This window comes from Bacillus crepusculi (genome assembly GCF_014764715.1).
In the GTDB taxonomy this organism is placed as follows: Bacteria; Bacillota; Bacilli; order Bacillales; family Bacillaceae; genus Bacillus.
In genome coordinates, this window is record NZ_JACXXE010000002.1 from 544,344 (window position 1) to 567,386 (window position 23,043).

General features: G+C 40.8%; 21 protein-coding genes and 1 riboswitch. Of the genes, 16 read left to right on the plus strand and 5 right to left on the minus strand.

Annotation, left to right across the window (positions count from 1 at the left end; genetic code table 11):
* Positions 1 to 155 precede the first annotated feature (155 nt).
* The 3 genes from IEE86_RS06685 to IEE86_RS06695 all read left to right on the plus strand — a co-directional run bounded on the left by IEE86_RS06685 (position 156) and on the right by IEE86_RS06695 (position 2,367).
* Positions 156 to 659 (plus strand): hypothetical protein, encoded by a 504-nt coding sequence (locus IEE86_RS06685; RefSeq protein ID WP_191096498.1) that lies wholly within the window; start codon positions 156 to 158, stop codon positions 657 to 659.
* A gap of 108 nt (positions 660 to 767) precedes the next feature.
* The gene (locus IEE86_RS06690) at positions 768 to 1,430 is read left to right on the plus strand and encodes an ATP-binding cassette domain-containing protein (RefSeq protein WP_191096499.1); all 663 of its coding nucleotides are present in this window, start codon (positions 768 to 770) and stop codon (positions 1,428 to 1,430) included.
* Positions 1,405 to 2,367 carry an ABC-2 transporter permease gene (locus IEE86_RS06695; RefSeq protein ID WP_191096500.1) on the plus strand — a complete coding sequence of 321 codons (963 nt, stop codon included), beginning with the start codon at positions 1,405 to 1,407 and terminating at the stop codon, positions 2,365 to 2,367. Before IEE86_RS06690 ends, IEE86_RS06695 begins: the two co-directional genes overlap by 26 nt.
* A 30-nt stretch (positions 2,368 to 2,397) precedes the next feature.
* Here IEE86_RS06695 and modB read toward each other — a convergent pair whose 3' ends face one another.
* The 4 genes from modB to IEE86_RS06715 form a co-directional block, all read right to left on the minus strand.
* Positions 2,398 to 3,063 carry a molybdate ABC transporter permease subunit gene (gene modB / locus IEE86_RS06700; protein WP_191096501.1) on the minus strand — a complete coding sequence of 222 codons (666 nt, stop codon included), beginning with the start codon at positions 3,061 to 3,063 and terminating at the stop codon, positions 2,398 to 2,400.
* Positions 3,063 to 3,830, minus strand: coding sequence for a molybdate ABC transporter substrate-binding protein (modA, locus tag IEE86_RS06705; RefSeq protein WP_191096502.1), 768 nt, complete (start codon positions 3,828 to 3,830; stop codon positions 3,063 to 3,065). The genes modB and modA overlap by 1 nt, the downstream gene beginning before the upstream one ends.
* Before the next feature lie 115 nt (positions 3,831 to 3,945).
* On the minus strand, positions 3,946 to 5,796 hold the full coding sequence (locus IEE86_RS06710) for an LTA synthase family protein (protein WP_191096503.1): 1,851 nt from the start codon (positions 5,794 to 5,796) through the stop codon (positions 3,946 to 3,948).
* A 125-nt stretch (positions 5,797 to 5,921) separates the two neighbouring features.
* Positions 5,922 to 6,413: a metal-dependent hydrolase gene (locus tag IEE86_RS06715; RefSeq protein ID WP_191096504.1), complete on the minus strand. Its 492-nt coding sequence runs from the start codon at positions 6,411 to 6,413 to the stop codon at positions 5,922 to 5,924.
* A gap of 171 nt (positions 6,414 to 6,584) precedes the next feature.
* On the opposite strand from IEE86_RS06715, the gene IEE86_RS06720 reads away from it, so the two are divergent.
* The 3 genes from IEE86_RS06720 to IEE86_RS06730 all read left to right on the plus strand — a co-directional run bounded on the left by IEE86_RS06720 (position 6,585) and on the right by IEE86_RS06730 (position 9,141).
* Positions 6,585 to 7,013 (plus strand): MarR family winged helix-turn-helix transcriptional regulator, encoded by a 429-nt coding sequence (locus IEE86_RS06720; protein ID WP_191096505.1) that lies wholly within the window; start codon positions 6,585 to 6,587, stop codon positions 7,011 to 7,013.
* Positions 7,014 to 7,095: 82 nt separating this feature from the next.
* Complete coding sequence (gene sspJ, locus IEE86_RS06725) at positions 7,096 to 7,239, plus strand: small acid-soluble spore protein SspJ (protein ID WP_191096506.1); 144 nt, start codon at positions 7,096 to 7,098, stop codon at positions 7,237 to 7,239.
* Positions 7,240 to 7,360: 121 nt separating this feature from the next.
* A riboswitch (Lysine riboswitch) is annotated at positions 7,361 to 7,538 on the plus strand.
* A gap of 196 nt (positions 7,539 to 7,734) precedes the next feature.
* Positions 7,735 to 9,141: an amino acid permease gene (locus tag IEE86_RS06730; protein WP_191096507.1), complete on the plus strand. Its 1,407-nt coding sequence runs from the start codon at positions 7,735 to 7,737 to the stop codon at positions 9,139 to 9,141.
* A 35-nt stretch (positions 9,142 to 9,176) separates the two neighbouring features.
* Here IEE86_RS06730 and IEE86_RS06735 read toward each other — a convergent pair whose 3' ends face one another.
* Entirely contained in the window at positions 9,177 to 10,115 is a 939-nt protein-coding gene (locus IEE86_RS06735) for an iron-hydroxamate ABC transporter substrate-binding protein (RefSeq protein WP_191096508.1), read from the minus strand.
* 260 nt (positions 10,116 to 10,375) lie between these two features.
* Between IEE86_RS06735 and IEE86_RS06740 the strand changes: the two genes are divergently transcribed.
* From IEE86_RS06740 to IEE86_RS06785, 10 genes are all read left to right on the plus strand, one after another.
* Entirely contained in the window at positions 10,376 to 11,428 is a 1,053-nt protein-coding gene (locus IEE86_RS06740) for a FecCD family ABC transporter permease (protein ID WP_191096509.1), read from the plus strand.
* Positions 11,429 to 12,451 carry a FecCD family ABC transporter permease gene (locus IEE86_RS06745; protein WP_191096510.1) on the plus strand — a complete coding sequence of 341 codons (1,023 nt, stop codon included), beginning with the start codon at positions 11,429 to 11,431 and terminating at the stop codon, positions 12,449 to 12,451.
* A 21-nt stretch (positions 12,452 to 12,472) separates the two neighbouring features.
* Positions 12,473 to 13,288 carry an ABC transporter ATP-binding protein gene (locus IEE86_RS06750; RefSeq protein ID WP_191096511.1) on the plus strand — a complete coding sequence of 272 codons (816 nt, stop codon included), beginning with the start codon at positions 12,473 to 12,475 and terminating at the stop codon, positions 13,286 to 13,288.
* Between the two features lie 177 nt (positions 13,289 to 13,465).
* Positions 13,466 to 14,188, plus strand: coding sequence for a response regulator transcription factor (locus IEE86_RS06755; RefSeq protein WP_191096512.1), 723 nt, complete (start codon positions 13,466 to 13,468; stop codon positions 14,186 to 14,188).
* A 3-nt stretch (positions 14,189 to 14,191) separates the two neighbouring features.
* On the plus strand, positions 14,192 to 15,934 hold the full coding sequence (locus IEE86_RS06760) for a HAMP domain-containing sensor histidine kinase (RefSeq protein WP_191096513.1): 1,743 nt from the start codon (positions 14,192 to 14,194) through the stop codon (positions 15,932 to 15,934).
* Between the two features lie 149 nt (positions 15,935 to 16,083).
* Complete coding sequence (uxaC, locus tag IEE86_RS06765) at positions 16,084 to 17,520, plus strand: glucuronate isomerase (protein WP_191096514.1); 1,437 nt, start codon at positions 16,084 to 16,086, stop codon at positions 17,518 to 17,520.
* Positions 17,521 to 17,588: 68 nt separating this feature from the next.
* Entirely contained in the window at positions 17,589 to 18,599 is a 1,011-nt protein-coding gene (locus IEE86_RS06770) for a LacI family DNA-binding transcriptional regulator (protein ID WP_191096515.1), read from the plus strand.
* 60 nt (positions 18,600 to 18,659) lie between these two features.
* Positions 18,660 to 20,117 carry a tagaturonate reductase gene (locus tag IEE86_RS06775; protein ID WP_191096516.1) on the plus strand — a complete coding sequence of 486 codons (1,458 nt, stop codon included), beginning with the start codon at positions 18,660 to 18,662 and terminating at the stop codon, positions 20,115 to 20,117.
* The gene (locus IEE86_RS06780; RefSeq protein WP_191096517.1) at positions 20,114 to 21,607 is read left to right on the plus strand and encodes a UxaA family hydrolase; all 1,494 of its coding nucleotides are present in this window, start codon (positions 20,114 to 20,116) and stop codon (positions 21,605 to 21,607) included. The genes IEE86_RS06775 and IEE86_RS06780 overlap by 4 nt, the downstream gene beginning before the upstream one ends.
* A 21-nt stretch (positions 21,608 to 21,628) precedes the next feature.
* Positions 21,629 to 23,020 (plus strand): glycoside hydrolase family 28 protein, encoded by a 1,392-nt coding sequence (locus IEE86_RS06785; RefSeq protein ID WP_191096518.1) that lies wholly within the window; start codon positions 21,629 to 21,631, stop codon positions 23,018 to 23,020.
* The last annotated feature ends 23 nt before the right edge of the window (positions 23,021 to 23,043 follow it).

Genomic DNA, 23,043 nt, shown 5'->3' on the forward strand with positions numbered 1-23,043 from the left:
TGCAAAGGTGTTTTTTGTTTCTATACATCTTAAAATGCAAGCTTATTTGGAAATTATGAACAATTTCTTAAAACGAGCTTAATTTTATTGAATTTATTGGAAAATAAAAATACTTTATGGTAATTTATTGATTGTAAATAAAAGGAGGGGATTAGATGAAAAAGGTCATTCTTAGCTTGTCGTTAACTTTAGGTGTTACGATCATACCTACAACATTTACTGAAGCAACAAATGTTGATGTCAGCAAGGAGCAAAAAGAAGTTCAAGAGGATTACTCTAGTCGTACCATGTATGTACAAACAATTAAAGAAACGGATAAAGGTGAGATGTCTACAAGTGCTTCGAAAGTTTATGCAAAAAGGCTCACCACGTCGCGAGGAAGCTTTCTAGCTTGGTCTAAATCATATGTTGATTGGAGATATTCCTCAGGTAAAGTCAAGTCGAGTTCAGGTTCTCAAGATGCCGGCTATGTCTTTCCTAACAAAGTTGAAAAAAACGGTTCGAAAAGATACTACAAGGGATCTAAAATTCATAAATGGGCACATAAAACGACACTTAAATTTGGGGCACCTACTCCATGGGGAGATGTTACTTTTGTAAGTAACTCTTATACAGATCGAGTGTGGGTAAACGGAAAAGGGAAACATGGTTGGGATTAACTTCATAGTTTAATTGAAAAGGCGCTACTTATGAACCATTTACAAATGATAGTGGCGCTGTTTAAATATTATAGATAATCTCAATAAATACCAAGAGAGGTTTTGGAAATGATCCATATAAAGGGACTGACAAAAACATATCGACATCAGCCTATTTTTGAAAATTTACATATTCAAATGAAACATCAAAAGATAAATTTCATCATGGGAAAGAATGGATCTGGAAAAACAACTTTTATGAAATGTCTACTCCAGTTAGAACAATATGATGGGGAGATTTTGTATAACGATCAACCAATTGATCAAGTAAGACATGAAATTCAAGTGATGTATGATGATACACCGCTCTATTTAAATTTAAACGGTTACCAAAATATACGTTTATTATTAAATGCCCCCGTTGACCAAAAAAAGTGTGAGATGCTGGCACGTGAATATCTCCCACACGAGATTCTAAAGAAAAAGGTCAAACATTACTCATATGGCCAAAAGAAGAAGCTAAGTTTTATATTCATTGCATTAACAAAACCAACTTATTTGTTCTTAGATGAAATATCAAATGGTTTAGATTATGGCACAATGATGGAATTAAAAGCAATGATTAAGAAGTGGTCAGAAGACATGACCATTATTGCTACAGGTCATCAATTTGAATTTTACTCATCTATTGTCGATGAATTGTTTATTTTAAAGGATAAATCGATGATTCAAATCCATGACTTTCAGGAAAAAGGGGAGGAATTGGGTGACATTTATCAAGCATATCTTTAAGATAACGAAAAACGAGCTCTTATATCAATATTATGCTAAAACTTTACTCATCTTGTTTATTCCGTTAGTGCTGATTTCATTATGGAATGTGTATGCTCAATATGAAACGACAAAATCAAACTATGCTCAATATGTGAAAACAGAAACCGAATATAAAGAGCTTGGCATTGATATCAAAAAGGCTTTGACGATGCCAGTTAATATAGAAGAAGGAGAACTAGCCGGAGCTGAAGGAGAAGTCGTAGAAAATGTATTGAAATATGATTATGAGCAGTTTATTCAATCACTTCATTTGATGGAACCAACTCAAGCCATTTCAACTAACTTAGAATGGATGGGTTTTATCTTTTATCCACTTATATTTGGTTTATATGCGATTTATTTAACGACATATGATGTGAAATATAAAACGATGAAGTTGAAAGCGGTTCGATATCAGTGGAACGATGTTTTATTTTCAAAGCAACTGTCTCTATATGTGGTCATTCTATTCTTTATTCCTATTGTCTGTCTCATTTCATATATGGCTAGTCATATCTTTTATTCCGTCATCTCACATGATATATCTGTTCAATTGTTTACTTATAAAGACAGTACTGAATATTCTATATTGATTCAATTGTTGTTTGTTGTATGTACAAGCTGGTTATTTAGTACAATTGTTTTTTATTTAGGTAGTTTATGTCGAAGTTTTATTTTATCTGTGGTTATTTATATGGTCTATTTTTTATTGATTCCAAACTTAGGTGTTTTTGATTTGAAAAATATGATCGCCAACTTAGCTTTGCATTTGTTCTCTTTTAAAGGAAATTACCAATTATTTGTGCCTATTCCGATTAGTGTAACCGCAATTCTGATCTGCATTTCACTGTTTATCCTCTTGTTTTCTCTCCTGACTTATACTGTGGTAAAACGACAAAGTAAATATGTAGTATAGATCCCCCCATTCTTACATAGGGGGGATTTTTTACGTACTACTTCTACGCACAGCCAGCAGCATGATAAAAGATAAGATCACAATACAAATCGTCCAGGCCCAAGCAAGCTCCATTCGTCCAGAATCAATGGCCACATAAATAGCAGTTGGGAGTGTTTGGGTTTTCCCAGGGATGTTCCCGGCGAACATTAAGGTCGCCCCAAATTCTCCAAGGGCCCTGGCGAAGCTGAGGATGCTGCCTGACAGCAGAGAAGGCAGGGCGAGCGGTACGGTGATATAGGCAAAGACTTGAAATGAATGAGCACCATCTACTTTTGCCGCACCTTCAATGTCTGACTCAATTGTAGAAAACCCGGCTTTGGCTGATTGATACATGAGCGGGAATGCCACAACCGTCGATGCGATGACCGCTGCCCACCATGTGAAGATGACGGGCTGGTGGAAAATCCATTCAATGGTGTTTCCAATCACGCTATGCTTTCCGAATAGGACAAGCAATAAAAACCCTACGACTGTTGGCGGAAGGACAAGCGGCATCATGAGGAGCGTTTCCACGATCATTTTCCCCTTAAAAGAGGTTCGCGCCATCCAAAAGCCAATCGTTGTTCCAAAAACAGTAGCCAAAAGCCCGCTGACGACAGCAACTTGCACCGACAGCCAAATAGGAGAGAGAAAATCTTCAGTCAGCATAGGCATTATTTCACTTGAAAGCCGTACTTTTTAAAAATCGATGCGGCTGTATCAGATTGAAGAAATTGAAAAAAAGTTTTGGCTTCCTCTACATGTTCTGTTCCTTTTACAATCCCTACTGGATAAATGATCGGCGAATGCATGTCCTCATTTGCCTCATCCACAATCTTTACCTTTTTGGAAACGAGGGCGTCTGTCTTATACACTACGCCTGCTTCGACATTCCCTGTTTCTACATAGCTTAGAACTTGACGCACATCCTTGCCGTAGACAGCGTTCTTTTTCACTTGATCCCATATGTTCAGCCTTGTGAAAACCTCTTTTGCATATGTACCGGCAGGAACTGATTCAGGTGTACCAAGAGCAATCGTTCCTTTTACGTGCTGAACGTCGCGAAAGGTTTTGATAGAAGATGAACCCTCTTTTGGCACGATGAGGACAAGCTCATTTTGTATGGCATCCTTTGTGTGATCCTGATCAATGTCGCCTGATTGAACAAGGTCATGAAAGGGCTCTTCAGCTGCAGAGAAAAAGAGATCCGCCTTTGCTCCTTGTGCGATTTGCTGCTTCAATGCGCCGGATGACCCGAAGTTATTCGTTAAAGTCACATTCGGATACTGCTCGTTAAAGGTGGATTCAATTTCCTTTAGCGCATCCTGAAGGCTTGCAGCTGCTGAAATCACTAGCTCCGTTTTTTTGCTCGCATCAGATTCTGTTTGACATCCAGTCAGGAGCAAACATAAGGTGATGAAGGCTAAAAATGTATACTTCATGTTCACACCTCTTATCATTCAATATCATGTGTACCCTTTATTATAAGCAAATTTATTTGACCATTCATAGACTTTCAGTAAAAGTAGAAAAGAAAAAGCCGCCAGATGGCGACTTTTAGTGCTGATAAAAACGAAGTAAATTCCCATTGATGACTTTGTCGGATAAGGAGAGCTCCTTATTGGCTTTTTCTATATAAGGCTGACATACTTCATCCTGCTCAACAGGCTCTTTTGTTTTTTGATCATAGCACGTGTTCTTTGTATAGAGATAATCATCTGTAATAAAGTTCCCGTTTCTTAGCACAGCGAAAGGCGTCCGTTCGTTTGAAAATAAGTCATTTCCGAATTGAATGGAATCCCTTGATTCTATTCCGAGTAAGTGAAGAAGTGTTGGCTTCACGTCCATTTGACCGGCTGTTTCAGATATTGTCTGAGGTGCTTGATCCGTGACACCAGGAATGTAAATGAAAAATGGTACCCGCTGTAATTTGACAGCATCAAACGGCGTGATTTCATCCTTGTTGAGAAGCTTCGCCATGGCCTCATGATGTGCCTCTGAGATGCCATAGTGATCACCCATGAGGACGAACATCGTATTGTCATACAGCCCTTCTTCTTTCATACGGTCAAAAAATGTCTTAATGGCTTCGTCTTGATAGCGGACGGTCGTCACATAGCGGTTTAAAATGGTGCTGGATGAATCAAATTCATCGATAAACTGATCCTTTGGCTCGATTTCAAATGGAAAGTGATTAGTCAATGTAATGAATGTGCTGTAATAAGGCGCCTTTAGCTTCTTTAAATAATCAATAGATTGATCAAAAAAGTCGATATCCTTTAAGCCCCAGCCAGTTGAATTTTGTTCATTGACATCGTATGAATCGACATCATAAAAACGATCAATTCCAAGCGATTCATACATCACATCACGATTCCAAAACGTTTTATTATTCGCATGAAATTGGACGGATTGATAATTCTCTTTTTTCAATTGCTTGTATAACGTGTCATATTCGTTGTCACTCGCTGTGAAAAAGACAGCGCCGCTGCTAGATGGGTAAAGGGAATTGGCGACAATAAACTCTGAATCCGATGTCTTTCCTTGCTCTGTCTGCTGATAAAATTCATCAAAATAAAAACTCTTTTTGGCCAGTTGATTTAAAAAGGGGGTGATGTATTGTCCATTCACCTTTTGATCAATGACAAATTGCTGCGTTGATTCGAGTGAAATGAACACGACGTTCTTCCCCTTAGCAAGTCCAAAATAGTCTTCGCTTGGTGCACTGTAATCAGCCTTTGTGTAGTTTGCTACGGTTGAAAGTGTATCTTCATCTGCAAAGGCTTTTTGTCCAATACGAGCCGTTTGGGCAGCGCCGTCATACAGATGGAATTGAAACAGACCAAGGTTTCGTACGATGACTTCTCGATCATAAGAGCTTGTCAGAAATCGAGGATGGTCCAGCATGGCTGAGCTGACATGAAACAATAGAAAGCTGCAGCAGACCGCATAATATGTTTTGATCGTCTTAAATGACGCTTTTGGTGCTAATGGTTTACGCTTTAACAGCCATGCCAGCACGATGAAATCAATGAGCATCAGCACAAACAGCGGGTGGAACAATTCAGTCATACTACTGCCCATATCTCCCATGTTCTTCGCTTGAAATAACACAGGAATCGTAATGAAATCAATATAAAATCCGTAAAAGATCGTATTTGATATAAGAATCGCCGTCAGGATCAAATTTGCGGTCAATAAAAAAACCTTTTGTTTCGTTTCATTTAAAAAAAGAGCAATCCCAAACAAAGGGAGCAAAAAGCTAAGTGGATTGATCAAAAGCAGCCATTCGTGAAACAGATTGGCCGTTCGTATATGAAATCCGAATTGATAAATGATGTATGTTTTCATCCACATGAAGAGGATGGAGTACACTAAAAACCAGTGATCTTTGAAAAACGCTTTCATTTATGTAGCTCCTCACCATTCTGTATTCAGCTGTAAGGCAAAAACACTTATCTTAAACCTACTAAAAAAATGAAGAATGATCAATTCATATCCTGTCTTTTTAGCAAAACTCTTTTTTCATTCTCTTAGAAGTGGAATGGGATGGGTATTCCGCAAATGATGGCGATGTAATAGCAGGTCACGACGGTGAGAGCAGCTAGTACAACTTGTTCTCCTGTGCTACCGGTTTTGACATAGAAGGGAAGACGCACTTTAATGGTAGCTGGAAATAAAAATTTAATGCCGTTCACCGTTCCTGCGTCAAGGATGAGGTGGCTTGCCATCCCAACTAGTAAACCGATACTTAGACTGTCATTTGGAATGTATGTGGTCGCAATAAAATAAATGATCAGCAGAAATAATAAACTGTGTGTAAAGGTGCGATGACCGAAAACGCTACTAATCAGTGTTGAGAGAAGCGGAAATTTCCTGCCGATTTTACTTTTCGTATGACAAAGATCAGGGATCAGGGCACCTACTGATCCAGCAGCAGCCATAGTAACTGGGTCGAGTCCATAGTAGTAGGCGACGGCAGCGGAGGCGGCAATTCCGCCCATGATATGTGTTTTTCCTGTCATGATGCGTACTCCTGTTCTATCTTTAGTTCAAGTATTCACTATATCAAGGGTGAATTCATTCAGCAAGGCTTATTTCTAAAGAAAAAAAGAATAAAATGGTTGGCTGATTGGAAAAACATTCTATAATAAGAGGGAAGTCATGTTGATACTAACGATAAGGATGCGATTCGGATGAGTAATGCAGACATTTTAAAAGAAATTGTTCTTGTACATTATGAAGTCAGCCGTAAATTAAACCGCAAGTTACTTGAGTTAGAAAAAGACATCACGCCTCCGCAGATATATGCTCTTTCTATTTTAATACAAGGCAAAGTCTCACATGCCGAAGAGCTAAAACAAAGACTTTCTCTAAACCCAGGTGCTGCCTCAATTGCACTCAATAAATTGTGTGAGCAGGGTTATATTCAGAGAGAACGGGACAAGGACGATCATTCAATTGTCAGGTTAGAAGCCACGGAAAAAGGGTTGGCGATTTACGAAAAGCACACACGCCTTTTTGGAAAGGTGATTCAGCATATGATGTCAGACTTCACAGAGGAAGATTTAAAGACCTTTTTAACTTATTTGCAAAAAATGAGACAGACCTTTCATGATGAATGAGCACCTTCTCCTTGTATAATGCGGAGCGCTGTAGCACAAATTAAACAGGCAACCGCATTTTATGAAAAGGGGGGAAGCAGCGATGTCATTTTTCAAAAAGGATAAAAAGGTGAAAAGTGAAAAAGACCATCAGCAGGTAGATCAGCTGTTAGAAGAAGCAAGTAAAGAACTAGCAGGCGATCCGCTTCAAGAAGCTGTACAAAAGAAAAAAAACAATCATCAATAAACAGGTATAGGACAGAGAAACGGTTCTCTGTCCTTTTTCTATGTTTTTCCCTTTGACAGATAGGAGAATGTTTGATAACCTTCGTGTAGTAAAAATGAATAGAAATCCTCACGCTATGTCTCAGTGAGGTAGAGGTTGCGCGGATGATGAGTCACTCATGGGAGAGATGGAATCGTTGATCATGGGAAAAAGGCATCAGCGCCGAAGTGTAAAGAGAGCTCCACCTTTCTTTATGCTGGGTCTGCATTGAATAAATGCAGGACTGCCACGTCTTTGAAGCGTGGAGGGCTATCCGGAGATCAAGGTGTATGTTTTGAAAAGCATGGACTTTTGTTCAGGCTTTTTTTTATGTTCTGAGTGATAAAGATAAGGGTATGCTGTTAAGAAAGAAAATGACCCATGATGAACATAAAGAATGCAAATCATTGCTTCACAAATATATCAATGAAGATACTGCCGGGTCTGGTCCAAAGTGAATATAACGGAGGTACGGAAATGGAACAGACAAAAAAATGGGGTTTTTGGTTATTGACGGCTTTTGTCGTCGGAAACATGGTAGGTTCAGGCATCTTTATGCTGCCAAGTACGCTTGCCCAGCACGCAAGTCCTTTAGGTGTGACGATGGCATGGCTCGTCACAGGTGGCGGTGTGCTGATGATTGCGCTTGTATTTGGGCATTTATCCATTCATAAGCCGCAGCTGACGGCAGGACCACAAAGTTATGCAAGGGCGCTTTTTAAAGATCCGAAAAAGGGAAAAGCAGCCGGTTTTACAATGGTTTGGGGATATTGGGTGGCAAGCTGGATCAGTAATGTCGCGATTATTACGAGCCTTGCCGGTTATTTAACAACCTTTTTCCCTATTTTAACCGTAAAGACGGTGATTTTTACCTTTGGAAAAGAAACGATCACACTTGGTCAGCTCATGACCTTTATCGTATGTACCATCCTTTTATGGGGAACACATACGATTTTAATCACAAGCTTAAGTGCTGCAAGTAAATTAAACTTTATTACGACCTTTTCAAAGGTGCTCGGATTCGTCCTGTTTATTGTCGCGGGATTATTTGCATTCCAAACGGCATTATTTGAACATTATTACTTCCCAGTTGCATCAGGTGGCGAAGGAGTGCTTGGACTTGGCGGACAAATTCATCATGCGGCCATTTCCACACTATGGGCATTCATTGGAATTGAATCTGCTGTGATTTTATCAGGAAGAGCGTCTTCACAGCGCGATGTGAAACGTGCGACGATCACAGGTCTTTTAATCGCACTTTCGATCTACATGATTATCACACTGATTACAATGGGCGTTCTGCCGCACGATCAATTGCAGGGCTCAGACAAACCATTCGTAGACGTGCTTCAGCTCATTATTGGGCCAGCTGGCGGAATTGTCATGGCACTGCTTGCGATTATTTGTTTATTTGGTTCAATGCTTGGCTGGATCTTACTCGGTTCAGAAGTGCCTTATCAAGCAGCAAAGGCTGGTGATTTCCCAGCAGTATTTGCAAAAACAAATAAAAAGGGCAGTCCTGCCTTCGCTTTGACTGTCACAAATATCATGTCACAGCTGTTTATTTTCTCAGTCATGTCTCGTACGATTAATGAAGCCTTTACCTTTTTAACCACATCAGCGACACTTGCATATCTCATTCCATATATCGTGTCGTCGATCTACAGCTTTAAGGTCATTATGCAAGGCGACACGTATGAGCTTCAAAAAGGAAACCGAACAAGAGACGGGATCATCGCGCTTGTTGCGATGGGGTATTCCGCTTGGGTCATTATTTCAGGAACAGCTGATTTAAAAACATTTGGACTTGGAATTGGTCTGTTCTTAGTTGGCATTCTGCTTTATCCATTCATGTCAAAAAGATTTGCTAAGGAAACAGTGTAAGGAAGACGTTTCTCCAGAAATGGAGAAACGTTTTTTTATGATGCAGATGTTAGTCGATCCACAATAAACTCGAGCTGGCCTTCTAATGATACTGGGTCATTAAAGAAGTAACCGACCCGGTCTATTTCAAATACACGTTTATTTTGAACAGCAGGAAGTGATGTCCAGATGCTGCTTTGATACACTTGCTCTCCATTACTTTTAGAGCCGCTCCACGGGCTGGTGAAAATATAGTCGCCTGCATACTCTGGAAGTTTCTCAAGAGAAATGTTGGCATAACCGACCCCGCTGTCGATGGCTTCTTTTTTTACTGCCTTTGGTGCTTTTAATTTTAGCTCGTCATAAATAATTTCTCCACCACGTGCAAAGGTGTTTCCGAAAATATAAATGCCCTTATCAAATGGTGATACGATAGAGACGGTTTTGTTGCCGACAGCCTTTGTTACTTTTGGTTTCACTTCAGCGATTTTGGCATCCCATTTTGTGATCCAATCTGCTGCTTTTTTCGATGTGCCTGTCATTTTACCGAATTCTTTTAGTTGATCTTTAAAAGAATATTGATTGTATTGAATCGCAACGGTTGGAGCGATCTTTTTGTATTGATCAAATTTCTCGTCTTCTCCCCAAGCAACAATCAGATCAGGCTTTAAAGCGGCTACTTTTTCGACAGAGGGAGTCGTTCCAAGATGTTTAACTCCATCCGTTTTTCCTTGATAGAAAGGGTTTTTGAAGATGGGCGCAGTTGCAGCTATCGGAGTCTTGCCAAGTGTCACGAGATCACCGTAGTAGCTTTCGGCAAGAAGCACAATGCGTTTCGGGTCTTTTGGAAGTTGGACCTCACCTTTTGTATCTTGATAGGTGATTGTGTCAGCCTTTTTGGCACCGGATTCTTTATCTGAATTGCCGCCGCAAGCAGCTGTAAAAAGCATAAGGATGACAAAGGAAATCAAAAGAAATCCAATTCGTTTATTCAATAAAGTTCTCTCCTATTCGACCACATATGATAATGATTCTCAATTTCATTTATATCGTAACATGACGGGAATAAAAATGCATCGGCTATTTTAGAACCTAAATAAAAATGGTGAAATTCTCCCGGATTTTTGATGAAAATAAAGAAAATTATCTAAAACAGTGATTTCAAAAAGAAAAGAAAGTGATATACTAGACTTCGAGATTGATAATCATTATCACTAACGAGGAATAGACATGAACGGAAAGGAAGAGACTGGTTTTGGGCTCACAATCGAATAAACAGCTGCCAGCCAAGGACGATGCGATTGATATTGTCACAAAGCCCCTTGGAACAGCAGCTGTTGTCATCATAGGAATCATCGCTTTAGCATTTGGACTTTTTTTATCGGTATCATTAGGAGCGGCGAACATTCATTTGCACACTGTATGGCAAGCCGTTTTTCATTTTGATCCACAACAAACTTCACATCAAATCATCCGGGAATTAAGGTTGCCGCGAACAGTTGGAGCAGCACTTGTTGGTGCCTTTTTAGCCGTATCAGGGGCTATTATGCAAGGCATGACAAGAAATGCGCTTGCGTCACCTGAAATTATGGGTGTGACAAATGGCTCTGCATTTGCGATTGCCATTGCGTTTGCTTTTTTCCCAGGTCAATCTTCTTTTACATTAATTCTTTGGTCATTTGTTGGAGCAGCACTCGGAGCCTCTATTGTGTTTGGTGTCGGTACTCTTTCAAAAGGTGGATTGACGCCAGTGAAGCTCGCATTAGCTGGTACTGCTGTTGGGGCACTATTAAGTTCGATCTCCTCAGCAATTGCCATCCGGTTTGACGTCGCTCAAGATATGAGCTTTTGGTATGCTGGCGGCGTGGCAGGTGTGAATTGGAACAATATTCACATCATCATTCCGGTTGCCATTGCAGGGCTCATCATTGCGATGGTTCTTGCCCGCTCAATCACTGTTCTCAGCTTAGGTGATGAACTGGCAAAAGGACTTGGGCAGTACACGAAAACTGTCAAGGTACTTGGAATATTGGTCGTCATTCTTTTAACAGGCGCTGCTGTGTCGGTGGCAGGTTCTATTGGTTTTATCGGGCTTGTGATTCCTCATGTCACTCGTTTCTTGGTCGGAGTTGACTATCGATGGATTATCCCATGCTCAGCTATTTTAGGGGCAGTTCTGTTAATTTATGCAGACATTGCTGCAAGGCTGGTCAATGCCCCATTTGAAACGCCAGTTGGAGCCATTACTGCAATTATAGGCGTTCCTTTCTTCTTATATTTAGCTAGACGTGAAAGGAGCGGAATTTAAATGGAAATGGTGCAGCAGGCAAAGAAAAAGAAATACAAACGAACGATGCTCATGATCTTTTTAGCGATCATAGCTGTGTTTCTTATTAGTTTAAATACCGGAGAAATTCGTATTTCTCCGATGGATACATTGAAAACATTTTTTGGATTCGGAAGTGAAATGGATGAGCTTGTGTTATTCGAGTTCAGACTTCCAAGAATGATCATCGCTTTACTTGTTGGCGCTTCTATCGCTGTATCAGGAGCGATTTGGCAAGGTGTTTCTCAAAACGGTTTAGCCGACCCCGGTATTCTTGGTGTCAATGCGGGCGCAGGTTTTGCAGTTGTTTTGTTTATCTTTGCATTCCAAGGCTCTATGTCGAACTTAGGTGATTTTACGATTTTTATACTGCCGCTCTTTGCTTTTGTAGGTGCGGGCTTTGCTGCATTTCTTATCTATGTGTTAGCGTGGAAAAAGGGTATCACACCTGTTCGTTTAATCTTAACTGGTATTGGCGTCAATGCTGCATTTTCAGCAGCGATTGTTGTGATTCAATTAAAAATGAGCCCAAATGATTTTAATCAAGCGATTGTGTGGCTGTCCGGAAGCATTTGGGGCTCAAGCTGGACGTACGTCTTCTCTGTCCTGCCATGGATGCTGATTTTCCTTGTATTAGCGCTTGTCAGAGCACGCTACTTAAATATCATGAATTTGGGTGATCAGCTGTCCTATGGCTTGGGAATTTCAGTTCATAAAGAAAGAAGCTTTCTCATGCTGATTGCTGTTGCATTAGCAGGTGCGAGTGTCGCTGTTGCAGGTAGTATCTCTTTCCTAGGATTAGCCGCACCGCATTTGGCGAGAAAGCTTGTTGGGCCAAAGCATCAAGGAATGATACCAGCCTCCGCGTTGATTGGCGCGCTGTTATTATTACTGGCAGATACACTTGGACGCGTCATACTTGCACCATCAGAGGTGCCTGTTGGTCTTGTCGTTTCTGCTTTAGGCGCACCTTACTTCATTTACTTATTGATGAAAACGAACTAATGAGGAAGGAGAGTAAAACATATGAAATCGCTCGAAACAGAAAAGCTATGTATAGGCTATCAAGACCGTTTGATTGTAGACGATTTAAATATCAGTATCCCAAAAGGTAAGGTGACGACACTGATTGGACCGAATGGGTGCGGGAAATCAACGATTTTAAAAACAATGTCCCGTATCATGAAGTCTAATCAAGGAGCCGTTTACTTAAATGGACAGGCGATCCATCAAACGCCAACAAAAGAAATTTCAAAACAAATGGCGATCTTACCGCAGACGCCAGAAGCACCAAGCGGGCTGACAGTGTATGAGCTTGTCTCATATGGACGTTTCCCACATCAAAATGGATTTGGACGCTTATCAAATGAAGATAAACGAATCATTAGATGGGCGCTTGAGGAAACTGGGATGATCGCTTTTCATGACCGGCCAATTGAAGCACTTTCAGGTGGACAGCGTCAGCGTGTATGGATTGCGATGGCACTTGCCCAGGAAACTGAGCTGCTCCTATTAGATGAACCTACAACGTATCTAGATCTGGCGCATCAGCTTGAGATTCTTCAGCTATTAGAACGCTTAAATAGAGAGCAGGGACGAACGGTGCTGATGGTCATCCATGATTTGAATCATGCAGCGCGCTTTTCACATTACATGATAGCCCTCAATCAAGGAAAAGTCATAAAAGATGGTACGCCTCATGAGGTCATGACCAAAGAAGTACTTGGTCAGGTGTTCCACATTGATGCAGAAATTGTTCTTGATCCTAGAACGAATAAGCCGATCTGTTTAACATATGACTTAATGAATCATGAAAGAAAGCTAGAAGCTGTGAATGGATAATAGATGTCAAAGGAACTCGGTGTAGCCACCGGGTTTTTTTGCGTTCTCTGAAATTACCTAGTAATTCCAGTTTATCCAGTTGATATTTTTTCGCTTTTATGCGCAAAAGAGGTACTTTTTTACTTTAGACAATGGTAATATACGGTTAGAGATCATAGCTGGAAAGGACAGAGATGCGTGGAAACAGCAAAAATATTGATTGCAGATGACGAAGAAGCAATTGTAAAAATGGTTGAACGCGTATTAAAAAAAGAAGGATTTCAACATATTTATAAAGCTTACCATGCAGATGAAGCATTAGATGTTGTCAAAAACGAGGACATCCACCTCTTACTTCTAGATGTGATGATGCCTGGTAAGTCTGGCTTTGACGTTCTTCCTGAAATGAGAAAATATACGAAAGCACCCATTTTCTATTTAACTGCAAGAACGTCTGATGTAGATAAGCTGACAGGCTTTGCACAAGGTGCAGACGATTACATCACAAAACCATTTAACCCGTTAGAGCTAGTGGCTAGAATTAAGGCCCACTTAAACCGAACATATATCTCCTTACAGGAGGAGCAAGAAGAGGCTCAAAGACAATATGAATATGCCCATTTTTCCTATCATCCTCATGCAGCCGAACTGAAAGTGAGAGGAGAGGTGACGGCATGCTCAGCTCAGCTTCTGTCTCTGCTGAAGTACTTTTGTGATCATCCGAATGTGGTTCTTTCGAAAGATCAAATCTACGAGAAAGTATGGGGCGTCCCGTCATATGGTGATAACAACACCGTCATGGTTCATATTCGTAAGCTGAGAGAAAAAATAGAATTAGATCCGAGTCAGCCTGAATATATTGTAACGATCCGTGGTATGGGATATAAATTTATTCCGCACCCTGTAAAGGTCCATAGTTAATTCATGAATTTACGAACAAAACTTTTCTTTCACTTTGTCGGGCAAATGTTTATTGTCATTGCCATTTTGATGATCGGAAATACGTTCTCTGAGAATTTATATTTTAAAAAACACTATGAGAATATGGCTGAAACCGGTTTAACAAAAGCTGATGGAGATACACTCATGAGCTGGCTTTATTTTAACGAAGATGGCAAAATGGAAGCCGAAGATCAGCTCAAACAAGCAGTGGAAAAACGTGACGGCTGGCTGCAAGTGATCGATTCAAAAAAACATAACGTATATAGCTATCACCTTCCTAAAAATATTCCAACATCCTATGAAAAGGATGAAATGATCAAGATCTTTGAAAAAAGACAATTCAAAGATTACAAGATGTACTTCTGGCCAATTGAGATTGACCAAGAAAGCTTTATCGTGTTGTATGGGTTCAAAACGAACAGCACAAAGGTAGCCAGTTATCTTAAGCAGCATGAAAAAAATCTGGCTGCACTTTCTCAATATTCGGTTGAAACGAAAGAATTCTTGAAAAGAATGAATGGATCGGTACACCTTTTTAATGAAGAAGGAAAATATTTAAAAGGCATTCGAGCCAAAAACGATTTGAAACATAACGTAACGGATGTTGAATTGCTCAAGTACCAATCGAAGCCTTGGGAGTTTAGAAGCGACCTGTCTTATATAAAAGTGAATAAAAAACTATATTTGATCGTTTCGGTACCAAACAAAGTATACAGCCCGGACGAACTTTATGATAAAGAGACAGATGCTTTAAATCAATATACAACCATCCTGATTGCAGGTCTTGCACTTACGATTATTATTGTCATGACATTATGGTACTCGTATCGCTATGGGCTGCCAATCTATCACATTATCCGCTGGCTGATTTTTTTATCAAGAAATAAATTGCAGGAACCAACAAATAGAAAAGGAATTCCAGTTAGTAAAAATAAAAAGGGTCGTATTAAGCGGGAATACCGGTTGTTTGAGGATATCCTCAAAACAATGGATCAGCTCACGAATACCTTAAAAGAGAATGAAGCAAACCGCAAAAAAATTCAAACGACAAGGGAAGAATGGATTGCAGGATTGTCTCATGATTTAAAAACACCCCTTAGTACGATTTACGGTTATGGACTGATGCTTGAATCCGATCAATATCAATGGTCTAAGGAAGAAGTCATGGAAATGGGACAGGTCATCCGTGAGAAATCAGAGTACATGTCGACCTTGATTGAAGATTTAAACCTCACATATCGACTGAAAAATGGCGCATTGCCTATTAACCGAAAACCTGTCGAGCTCGGTGAATTCTTAGCATCCATTATGGACGAGTTTTCGAGAAGCTCGTTTTCAGAGGATTATCCATCCTCCTTTGAAAATCGAACGGATGGTGTCATGTTTGAGATCGACAAAGCCTGGTTCAGACGAGTGATTGAAAACCTGCTAGCGAATGCAGTGAAGCATAACCAAAAGGGTACTCATATTACAGCTGTTTTATCTGAAACCAATGAAGAAGTTCGGATCGAATTGAAAGACAACGGATGCGGGATGGCGCAAGAAACAGTGGATCACTTATTTAACCGCTACTACAGAGGGACAAATACGAACGATCCAACGAATGGGACAGGACTCGGGCTAGCGATTGCAAAAGAGCTCGTCTTGCTTCATGACGGTGATATTCAAGTTGAAAGTGAACTAGGAGCAGGAACAACTATTGCGATTATCCTAAAAAAATCATGATCTGTAAAATAATCAAAAAACGATTTTCTTTTCAAAAGAAGATCGTTTTTTCCTGTTTGAGGATTGAAATCAACTTTGTGAACGATTACAATAAAATTGTTAACGTGAACAAATTAATTTTCATTCTATAAAAGAGATGGGGGAGCTTCATGAAAGCATTTTTAGATGAGCAGTTCTTACTCAACAGTCAAACGGCGGAAAAGCTATACCACGAGTTTGCAAAAGACCTTCCGATTATAGATTACCATTGTCATTTAAGTCCAAAAGAAATCTATGAAAATAAAACCTTCCAAAATATCACCGAAGCATGGCTTTATGGTGATCATTACAAATGGCGTGCCATGAGAGCAAATGGCATACCTGAAACGCACGTCACGGGGGATGCATCAGACCGCGAGAAATTTTTGGCGTGGGCGAAGACTGTTCCAATGACCATAGGAAATCCGCTCTATCACTGGACTCACCTAGAGCTGAGGCGATATTTTGATGTAGAGGAACTTTTGAATGAGAAGAACGCAGACATCATCTGGCAGAAAGTAAATGAAAAGCTTCAGGGAGAGGGTTTTGGTGCGAGAGACTTCATTGTGAAATCGAATGTTGAAACGGTTGTGACAACAGATGATCCAGTCGATTCGCTTCACTATCACCAAAGGCTGCGGGAAGAAGGATTCTCTGTGCAAGTGCTGCCAGGTTTTCGGCCTGATAAGGCACTCGATATAACGAATGAACTGTTTGTCGAGTATATTCATCAGCTGGCTGAGGCTTCAGCTATCACCATACAATCCTATCAAGACTTTTTAAAAGCGCTTCGTGTGAGAATGGATTTCTTCCATGAACAGGGCTGTTTGATCTCAGATCATGCGATCAATGAAATGACGTATGAAGAAACGACAGAGGAAGAAGTGGAAACCATCTTTCGTAAAAGGCTGTCTGGGCATCTATTGACGGAAGAAGAGAAAATTAAATTTAAAACACACACATTCATGATGCTAGGTCAGGCTTACTATGAGCGGGGCTGGGCGATGCAGCTTCATATTAATGCGCTTAGAAACAACAATACAAAAATGTTTGAGCGGCTCGGACCAGATACAGGGTATGATGCGATGAACGATGAAGACATTGCAAAGCCGCTTTGCCGAATATTAGATCGATTAGAACAGGAACAGGCACTGCCGAAAACCATCCTCTATTCCTTGAACCCGAGGGATAATGTGGTGATTTCAACATTGGCTGGAAGCTTTCAAGATGGGAAGACACCTGGGAAGATCCAGCACGGCACAGCCTGGTGGTTTAATGATACGAAGCAAGGAATGACAGAGCAGATGATGGCTCTTTCCAGTATTGGGCTGATCAGCCGTTTTATTGGCATGCTGACAGATTCACGAAGCTTTTTGTCGTATACAAGACATGAATATTTCCGAAGACTGCTTTGTGATATCATTGGAGGTTGGGTAGAAAAAGGAGAAGCACCATATGATCTCGAGCTGCTAGGAGGAATTGTCAAAGGAATCAGCTATGAAAATGCCAAGCAGTATTTTCAATTTGAGCGAGCAAACCAGCCCCAGCATCAAAGCAAGATCACATGAAGAAAAAGGCGAGAAAATGAGAGCGGTTTTATGATAAGATGGAAAAAAATCATAAAAGGCGGAATCGCATGACAGTCACAATTAAAGACATAGCAAAATTGGCAAATGTCTCTCATACCACGGTATCAAGGGCTTTGAATAACAGCCCTTTTATTAAAGAGAAAACGAAACAAAAGATTTTGTCGATTGCAAAACAGCTGAATTATTCACCAAATGTCCATGCCAGAGGCCTTGTATCACAGAAATCATTTACAATCGGTCTGTTTTTTACGAGTTTAACAGAAGGCACATCCTCAAGCTTCTTTGTCGATGCGTTAAAAGGTGTCAATAGCGTCATGACAGAGCATTATAATCTCTTTGTAAGAGGTATTGACGACTTTCACGATTACACAACCATTCATAAACAACGCTACGATGGCATTTTGCTTATGAGCCAAAGCGAGCACGATGAAGCGTTTATCCATCATGTCAAAAAACAGGGCATTCCGATCATTGTGCTGAATCGCCGTGTGGAAAGTAATGAAGTGATGAATATACTAGCAGATGATAGTCAAGGGGCATACCAGGCAGCACACTATTTCATTCAGCAAGGTCATGAACAAATCGCCATCATTGAAGGAAAAGAAGGCTTTAAATCGACTCAGGAAAGAAAAGCTGGTTTTTTGCAAGCGTTAATTGATCATCATGTACCCATGAAGAAGGAATATATGATCACAGGTGACTATCACATGAAAAGCGGCTATGAATCAATGGAATCCCTGCTGACTTTAGAGGATCCACCAACAGCGCTTTTTTGCTCAAATGATGACATGGCTATTGGTGCAATGAATGCGTTATATGCAAAAGGCAAAACGTGTCCAGGTGATATCTCTATTATCGGCTTTGATGATATTGCATTTTCATCCTATACCACGCCCGCACTGACAACGGTGAAAAAGCCAATCGAAAAAATGTGTGCACTTGGAGCAGAAGCCATCCTTTCAGTCATAAACGGTGAAGAGCAAGAAGAAGATCATATGGAAAAAGTGTATGTCCACACAGAGCTAATGATCAGAGATTCAGTCAAAAAGATGCAGTGATTAGCATCTTTTTAAAGAAAAATGTTCACGTGTGCACAACGTGCAGGGAGGGGAAATCATTTGAAACGATTATCCAAAACCATTTTTCCGGTGCCTGAGTATCCGGAAACCATTTTGCAGATCGGTGAAGGGAATTTTATGCGAGGGTTTATCAATTGGCAAATACAGAAGCTGAACGACTGTACAGATTTTAAAGGAAGAGCCGTTGTTGTTCCTCCGAGAAAAGGGTCAGTGGCGGCTTTAAATGAACAAGACGGTATGTACACCTTATGTATTCAGGGCTTTCATGATCAAAAAGAAATGAATGAACGCATGATCATCCAATCGATTAGCAGAGGAATTAGTACGTATACGGATTACGACGCGTTTTTACACATTGCTGAAAGTCCGGTTCTGCGTTTTGTTTTCTCAAATACGACAGAGGCAGGACTTGTGCTCAGAAAAGAGGATCGCTTGGAGGATCGGCCGCAGGCAAGTTTTCCAGGAAAGCTGGCGGCGTTCCTATATCACCGTTTCAAAGCATTTTCTGGAGATGAACAAAAGGGGTTGATCATCCTGCCATGCGAATTGGTCGAGCACAACGGTGATCGCTTGAAGGAATATGTGATTGGCATGGCAGAGGAGTGGGATCTTCCGCCTCAGTTTATCACTTGGATAAAGGAAGCCAACACGTTCTGTAATACGCTTGTGGACCGGATTGTCCCTGGATTTTCTAAAGAAGCGGCTGAAGCCGTACAAAAGGAAGAAGGCTATATCGACGAATTGCTTGTTACGGCAGAATATTATCATCTGTTTGTCATTGAAGCACCAGCCTTTGTTCAAAAAGAGCTTCCCTTTCAAAAAGCAGGATTAAATGTCCTTTTTGTAGAGGATATTGCGCCTTATCGCATGAGCAAGGTGCGAATTCTAAACGGAGCACATACAGCGATGGTGCCGATTGCCTACTCATGCGGTATAGAAACCGTAAAAGAAGCTGTGGATGATGAGCATGTTGGTCCGTTTATTCGCCGTATGCTGGAGAAGGAAGTACTGCCAGGACTGAAGCTACCTGAAGAGGAGCTGCTTGTTTATACACAATCTGTTTGGGACCGCTTTTGCAATCCATTTGTGAAGCATCAATTACTAGATATTGCTTTGAATGGTGTATCCAAATTCCAAACGCGTATTCTCCCGTCCTTGCTTGATTATGTCGAGCGAAAGAAACAGCTGCCAACGAAACTCGTCTTTTCACTTAGCAGTCTCATTTATTTTTACAGAGCAAATGCTGATAAGGTAAAGGATGATGAGACTGTAATGACAATGATGAAGGAAGCCTGGGAAGGAGAGGGTCGTTCCAATGAAGCGATGGCAGCTAGGATTCTTTCATGCGAGTCATTATGGGGAAGAAATTTAACCAATATAGAAGGATTGTGCCACGCAGTAGCTGATCAGCTTACCCTCATACAGGAGCACGGGATGAGAGCGGCTTTACACCGAATACTGCATCATCAATATGAAAATCAGGGGGAGAAGGCATGAAAGACTATATTGTGATTCACCCTTCAGATAATGTAGGTATCGCTTTAAAAGTACTTGAACAAGGTGAGGAGCTACAGCATCAAGGACATACAGTCGTCTTAAAGGAAACCGTCGCCAAAGGTCATAAATTTGCATTGGCTCATATCAAACAACGAGAGAATATCATCAAATATGGTTACCCCATTGGTCATGCAACGACTGCAATTTCTGCCGGAGAATGGGTGCATACGCATAATATCAAAACCAATCTATCAGGCAAGCTCGATTACGAATACAGGCCTTCATTCACTGAAAATCCCTATGAAAAAACGAATCTTACATTTAAAGGCTATAAACGAAAAAATGGAGAAAGTGGTATACGCAATGAGCTTTGGATCGTTCCAACCGTCGGCTGTGTGAATGGGATTGCTGATCAAATCATCCAAATATTCACTGCTGAAATGGGCGGAAACATTCACCCTTTTGAAACGGCTCTTGTATTAAAGCACAATTATGGGTGCTCACAGCTTGGTGACGATCATGAAAATACAAAAACCATTTTGCAAAATGCCGTAAAGCATCCAAACGCTGGTGGGGTACTCGTTCTTGGTCTTGGTTGTGAAAACAATGATATTGAAGATTTTCAATCGACATTGGGTGAGTATGACCGTGCGCGGGTGAAATTTTTAAGAAGCCAAGAAGTAGGGGATGAAATTGAAACGGGAGTCGCTTTACTCAAGGAAATTTATGATGCGGCGAAAGAAGATCAGCGTGAAGAGATTCCGTTATCTGAGCTGAAAATCGGATTGAAGTGCGGAGGATCAGATGGATTCTCTGGTATTACGGCAAATCCGCTTTTGGGCAGGCTGTCTGATTTTATTGTGGCCCAAGGCGGGACCACCGTCTTAACAGAAGTGCCTGAAATGTTTGGAGCTGAAACGATTTTAATGGAAAGAGCTGAATCGGAAGCGACTTTCGACAATATTGTGCAAATGATCAATGATTTTAAACAATATTTTCTGGATCATCAACAGCCAGTATATGAAAATCCTTCCCCGGGAAATAAAGCAGGAGGAATTTCGACATTGGAGGATAAATCTCTAGGCTGTACACAAAAAGCAGGTACTTCTTGCATCAAAGATGTATTGAAATACGGGGAGCTGCTGAAACGAAAAGGCCTGAATTTATTAAGTGCGCCTGGTAATGATTTGGTTGCTTCCTCTGCCCTTGCCGCCTCTGGGTGTCAGCTCGTTCTCTTTACAACAGGAAGAGGGACACCATTCGGCACGTTTGTCCCAACAATGAAGGTATCGACCAATACAGCTTTATATGAAACAAAAAAACACTGGATTGACTTCAATGCAGGAGAACTGCTTGAGGATGTACCAGAAGATGTTGTGCTAGAAAAATTCATTTCAACTGTCATTGATGTGGCGAGTGGAAAGCTATTAAATCATGAAAAAAACAATTTTAGAGAGCTGGCTATTTTTAAAACAGGTGTCACACTTTAAGGCGACTGGGGGATGAGAAACGTGTCTAAAAAACGGGATTTGCTGTATATCACAGCAGGAACGGTACTAACAGGAATCGGACTCGCTCGTTTAGCAAAGCAAGGGAGAAAAGACAAAGAAACAAATGGCATAGATCATGTGTTAAAACAGATAAAAGCGCCAAAGTTCCCAGGGCGTGAATTTAATGTGATTCATTATGGTGCGGATAACAAAGGGATAGAGCTTTCGACAAATGCTATTCAGTCTGCCATCGATGATGCACATCGTTTGAAAGGAGGACGTGTGCTGATTCCTGAAGGGACATTTTTGACAGGAGCTCTTGAAATGAAAAGCAATGTAGAGCTTCATCTTCATGAAAATGCCTATGTGACCTTCAGCCAAGATACACGAGATTATCTACCGCTTGTCCTAACAAGATATGAAGGAATTGAGCTTTATAATTATTCACCTCTCATTTATGCACACCATGCAGAAAACATGGCCATTACAGGAGCTGGAACGCTTGATGGGAGAGGGGATGAACACCACTGGTGGCCTTGGAAATATGGGACGAATGGTCAGCCCTCTCAAGACCTTGATCGTCAGCTTCTTTTTGAGATGGCTGAAAAAAGAATACCAGTGGAAGAAAGAGTGTTTGGCGAAGGACATTATTTAAGATCAAGCTTTATCCAGCCATACAATTGCCAAAACATTCTTATTGAAGGAGTAACAGTAAAGGATTCACCGATGTGGCAAATTCATCCGGTGTTAAGTGAAAATGTCATCGTTCGCGGGGTGAATATCATCGGTCATGGACCAAATACAGATGGTGTGAATCCAGAGTCGTGCCGAAATGTGCTCATTGAAGATTGTTATTTTGATAATGGCGATGATTGTATTGCCATTAAATCGGGCAGAAATGAGGACGGCCGGAGAATCGGTGTTCCATCTGAAAACATCGTCATTCGTAGAAATACCATGCGTGATGGTCATGGCGGAGTAACGATCGGGAGTGAAATCTCTGGAGGCGTCAAGTATGTATATGCAGAGGATAATATCATGGACAGTCCAAACCTCGACAGGGCATTGCGCATTAAGACCAACTCTGTCAGGGGTGGTACCATTGAACACATTTATTTTAAAAACAATATAGTGAAAAGCTTAAAGCATGAGGTGGTCTGTATCGACATGATGTATGAGGAAGGAGATGCCGGTCCGCATAGGCCTGTAGTCCGTCATATTGAAGTAGAAGGGCTCAAAAGCAGCGGAGGGCGATATGGAGTCAAGATCGCCGCATACTCACATTCCCCAGTCACACACTTTAAAATGAAAGACTGTGTCATTGACGATGTCACGTACCCTCTTTCATTAGAACATGCAGTATCTCCTTCATTTCAGAAAGTTGTCATTAATGGTGAACATATGAACCAATAGCGGAAGTGAAAACAGCCACGTCA

Excerpts from the sequence above, each read along its gene's own strand:
- IEE86_RS06685 (WP_191096498.1), top strand. The coding sequence starts at position 156 with ATGAAAAAGGTCATTCTTAGCTTGTCGTTAACTTTAGGTGTTACGATC.
- IEE86_RS06690 (WP_191096499.1), top strand. The coding sequence starts at position 768 with ATGATCCATATAAAGGGACTGACAAAAACATATCGACATCAGCCTATT.
- modB (WP_191096501.1), bottom strand. The coding sequence starts at position 3,063 with ATGCCTATGCTGACTGAAGATTTTCTCTCTCCTATTTGGCTGTCGGTG.
- modA (WP_191096502.1), bottom strand. The coding sequence starts at position 3,830 with ATGAAGTATACATTTTTAGCCTTCATCACCTTATGTTTGCTCCTGACT.
- IEE86_RS06710 (WP_191096503.1), bottom strand. The coding sequence starts at position 5,796 with ATGAAAGCGTTTTTCAAAGATCACTGGTTTTTAGTGTACTCCATCCTC.
- IEE86_RS06715 (WP_191096504.1), bottom strand. The coding sequence starts at position 6,413 with ATGACAGGAAAAACACATATCATGGGCGGAATTGCCGCCTCCGCTGCC.
- IEE86_RS06720 (WP_191096505.1), top strand. The coding sequence starts at position 6,585 with ATGAGTAATGCAGACATTTTAAAAGAAATTGTTCTTGTACATTATGAA.
- sspJ (WP_191096506.1), top strand. The coding sequence starts at position 7,096 with ATGTCATTTTTCAAAAAGGATAAAAAGGTGAAAAGTGAAAAAGACCAT.
- IEE86_RS06730 (WP_191096507.1), top strand. The coding sequence starts at position 7,735 with ATGGAACAGACAAAAAAATGGGGTTTTTGGTTATTGACGGCTTTTGTC.
- IEE86_RS06745 (WP_191096510.1), top strand. The coding sequence starts at position 11,429 with ATGGAAATGGTGCAGCAGGCAAAGAAAAAGAAATACAAACGAACGATG.
- IEE86_RS06750 (WP_191096511.1), top strand. The coding sequence starts at position 12,473 with ATGAAATCGCTCGAAACAGAAAAGCTATGTATAGGCTATCAAGACCGT.
- IEE86_RS06760 (WP_191096513.1), top strand. The coding sequence starts at position 14,192 with ATGAATTTACGAACAAAACTTTTCTTTCACTTTGTCGGGCAAATGTTT.
- uxaC (WP_191096514.1), top strand. The coding sequence starts at position 16,084 with ATGAAAGCATTTTTAGATGAGCAGTTCTTACTCAACAGTCAAACGGCG.
- IEE86_RS06770 (WP_191096515.1), top strand. The coding sequence starts at position 17,589 with ATGACAGTCACAATTAAAGACATAGCAAAATTGGCAAATGTCTCTCAT.
- IEE86_RS06780 (WP_191096517.1), top strand. The coding sequence starts at position 20,114 with ATGAAAGACTATATTGTGATTCACCCTTCAGATAATGTAGGTATCGCT.